Raw genomic sequence first — 3,449 nt, 5'->3', positions numbered from 1 at the left:
ACGTTGTAACGATGGGGTCGTTAAAACGTCGGCTCGATCAAAGCCCCGCCGTGTGCGATGCGGTCGTAGCAGGCGCGCACGACCTCTTCGCCGTACTTCAGCTCCAGCCGGCGCACGATGAAATGGCCGCGGGCCAAGTCCTGGTAGTAGTCGGTGAACATGGTGTTGAGCGTCGCGCCGGCCGCCGCACCGACGATTGGTACCGCCTGCGCGGCAAACTTCTCGGTGACCACCACGCCGAAACGGGCGGCGACCTTTTCCACCAGCTTGGCCAGCAGCTTGCCGGCTTCCTTCGGCGCCACGCCCAGGGTCAGGTCGCGCCCGGTCACCACGCGCCCGGCCAGTTCGGCCGAGAGGTGGCGCATGACATCGGTGGTGAAACCACGGGCGAGGTAGTAGCCGGTCTCGCTGGCATCGTCGCGCGGCGAATTGCCACCCAGTGCGAACACCTCCAGGCAGGCCTGGCGGGTGCTGAACTGCGATAGATCGAAGCCTTCGCTGCGGGCGACGTCGGCTACCGCGCGCATCATGATCGTGGTCGATACCGGCAGCTCGATGAACAGCGCAGCGAAACCGAACGCCCCACCCACCGCACCGGACGTCGCCGCCGCCAGCTTGTGCCAACGTGTCGAGGCGCCCTTGCCAGGGGTGTTGTCCATGCTCCACAGCGCGGCCTGCACGGATTTGGACAGCGCCGCCTGCACCGCACCGTGGATGCGGTTGGACACCGAGGTGGGAAGCGCCTTCACCGCGAACTCCAGCGGCGTTCCGACCAGGTTGGCCATGCGCGCGGTGATCGTGGGTGCTTCCAACAGTGCTACCGACCGCTGCAGGTCAGACCAGTCACCAGCGTCGTGGGCGATATCGCGGGGCAGCAGGATGGGCTCGTTCATGCGGCCGATCTTAGCGCCAGGGAGTTGAACGCAGGGTGGTGCCGGCCGCTGGACGACAACCCTGCGCCGCCGGCTGGGATCAGGCCATTGCCGGCCAGCGGCCGGCACCAACCCTCACGGGCTCGGCAGCCCCGACAGCGCGCCCATGAACTGGCGGTAGTGGCGCAGCTCGTTGATCGAATCGTGCACATCGCTCAGTGCGGTGTGGTTGCTGTTCTTGCCCACGCCCGCAGCCACGCTTGGCGCCCAGCGCTTGGCCAGTTCCTTCACCGTGGACACGTCCAGGTTGCGGTAGTGGAAGTACTTTTCCAGCCGCGGCATCTGCCGGTGCAGGAAGCGGCGGTCCTGGCAGATGGAGTTGCCCGACATCGGTGACACGCCGGCCGGAATCCACTGCGCCAGGAAGGCCACGGTCTGCGCTTCGGCCTGGCCAAGCGTGGTGGTGCTGTCGATGACGCGCTGCCACAGGCCCGAACGACGATGCTGGTTGCGGTTCCACTCGTCCATCGCTTCCAGCGTTTCCAGCGGATGATGGATGGCGAACTCCGGGCCCTCGGCCAGCACGTTGAGCTGGGCATCGGTGACCACGGTGGCGATCTCGATGATCGAATCGTTGTCGGTATCCAACCCGGTCATTTCCAGGTCGATCCAGATCAGCCGCTCGTTGGCCGCGCCGTTCTCTGCCATCGTGTCGCCTCGTTGCTGGGCAGGCACGAGGCCGGCCGGTAATGGAAAGTGGCGGCCATCATACCCTTTCGCCACTCAGCCCTCGCCAGCGTGGTCCTCCAGCAGCAGCGGCGGCTTGCCACGCTTGGCCCTGAAGTAGTTGGTCAGCCGGTTGCCCGCTTCCTTGGCCAGCACGCCGGCATGGACCTCCACCCGGTGATTGTGGCGGGCATCAGCGACCAGATCGAACACGCTGCCGCAGGCGCCGGTCTTGGGGTCGCTGGCACCGTAGACCAGGCGCGCCACGCGTGCGTGCACGATAGCCATCGCACACATCGCGCACGGCTCCAGGGTGACATACAGGGTGCTGCCGATCAGGCGGTGATTGGCCAGCATCCGCCCGCCCTCGCGCATGGCCACGATCTCGGCATGCGCGCTGGGATCGTGCGAGGCAATGTTGAGGTTCCAGCCCTCGCCCAGCAGCTGACCGTCGGCACCCACCAGCACCGCACCGACCGGGATCTCGTCAAACTCGCGTTGCGCACGTTCGGCCAATGCCAATGCGTGGCGCATCCAGTGTTCGTCGGCGTCGTGCACGGGCACGCCCAGGGTGTCGGTCATGGTGGTTCTCGAATTCGAACAGTACGGCGCGACCGCAGTGTAGCGCAGGCCTCTGCGACCACGTCGACCGCGCCTCGCAGGCCGCCTCCAAACGGCATTTCCCCTCCAATTCCGGCCGCTATACTTGGGTGCACTTGCGAAGCACCTTGGACATGCCCATGACCACCCTGCGCCCCTCCCGCGCCACCGATGGCGACGCTCTCGTCGATCTCTGGCGCCGCGCCGTCGACGCCACCCATGATTTCCTCAGTACCGAAGACCGTCGGGCTATCGATGCTGAAGTTGCCGGCTTCCTGCCACAGGCCCCGATGGTCGTGGCCGTCGGCGACCAGGACCAGCCGCAGGGTTTCATGCTGATCGACGGCTCGCACATGGAAGCGTTGTTCATCGATCCCGACGTGCGCGGAACCGGTATCGGCCGCCAGCTGCTGCAGCATGCGCTGGCACTGCAGCCGCAACTGACCACCGACGTCAATGCGCAGAATGCGCAGGCCGTGGGCTTCTATCGGCGCATGGGTTTCATCGAAACCGGACGCTCGCCGGTGGATTCGCAGGGTCGTCCGTATCCCCTCATCCACCTGCGCCATCCAGGCTGATCGGCGGTTGGAACGCCGGCCGTTCCCCGGTCAGGCAACCACGTCGAACGYCGGCGAGTAACGCACCTCCCCCTGTGCCATCGGTGGCTGCAGGCACAGGGCCTGGAAATACGCCGCCGGCACGCCGGGTAGTACCAGATCCGGCACGGCACGGAAGCCGAAGCGCCCGTAGTAGGCCGGCTCGCCCAACAGCACGCAGCCGCGCGCGCCCCTCTTGCGCAGAGCCTCGATCGCGGCCCGCATCAATGCCGTGCCCACGCCGCGCCCCTGCTGCTGCGGCAGCACCGAAATCGGCCCGAGCCCGAACCAGCCCTGGCTGTCGTCCTGCACGCTGACCGGGGACAGCGCGACATGACCCACCAGTTGGCCCRCATCCTCTGCCACCAGCGAGATGCTCAGCTCGCCACGCTCACGCAATGCGTCGACGATGTGGTGTTCGGTGTGGCTGCTGTGCAGCGCGTTACGGAAGGCCGCCTCGGTCAGGAAGTGGATTCCAGCAGCGTCTGCGGGCAGTTCAGGGCGGATGGAGAGCATCGTCGGCACGTCGTCGGAACGGAGTAAGCACCTTGATCATGCCGCATCGAGGAAGCAACGGCCCGCGCCTGATGCCCGTACCCCACCTGTGAAATCCGGATACGAATCACAGTTCGCTGCATCCAATCCAGTTTGATAG

Annotated in this window: 5 protein-coding genes; 1 reads left to right on the top strand and 4 read right to left on the bottom strand. The window is 66.2% G+C overall.

Translation table 11 applies throughout. The features are described from left to right. Positions 1-20: 20 nt before the first annotated feature. The 3 genes from AC1VAN_RS15630 to tadA all read right to left on the bottom strand — a co-directional run bounded on the left by AC1VAN_RS15630 (position 21) and on the right by tadA (position 2,180). A complete protein-coding gene (locus AC1VAN_RS15630; RefSeq protein ID WP_480986145.1) occupies positions 21-893 on the bottom strand; it encodes an EcsC family protein in 873 nt (290 codons plus the stop codon). Between the two features lie 114 nt (positions 894-1,007). Beyond that, entirely contained in the window at positions 1,008-1,580 is a 573-nt protein-coding gene (gene orn, locus AC1VAN_RS15625; protein ID WP_025879267.1) for an oligoribonuclease, read from the bottom strand. A gap of 75 nt (positions 1,581-1,655) precedes the next feature. Continuing rightward, positions 1,656-2,180, bottom strand: coding sequence for a tRNA adenosine(34) deaminase TadA (tadA, locus tag AC1VAN_RS15620; protein WP_032976199.1), 525 nt, complete (start codon positions 2,178-2,180; stop codon positions 1,656-1,658). Positions 2,181-2,338: 158 nt separating this feature from the next. Here tadA and AC1VAN_RS15615 point away from each other — a divergent pair, with 158 nt between their 5' ends. Next, positions 2,339-2,776, top strand: a complete 438-nt coding sequence (locus AC1VAN_RS15615) for an acetyltransferase (protein ID WP_032976321.1) — start codon at positions 2,339-2,341, stop codon at positions 2,774-2,776. A gap of 30 nt (positions 2,777-2,806) precedes the next feature. On the opposite strand, the gene AC1VAN_RS15610 is transcribed toward AC1VAN_RS15615, so the two are convergent. Next, positions 2,807-3,310 carry a GNAT family N-acetyltransferase gene (locus AC1VAN_RS15610; protein ID WP_480986144.1) on the bottom strand — a complete coding sequence of 168 codons (504 nt, stop codon included), beginning with the start codon at positions 3,308-3,310 and terminating at the stop codon, positions 2,807-2,809. Positions 3,311-3,449 lie beyond the last annotated feature (139 nt).

The organism is Stenotrophomonas sp. 05L44_2 (assembly GCF_056665995.1).
This window is presented reverse-complemented; position numbering and strand designations above follow the sequence as displayed.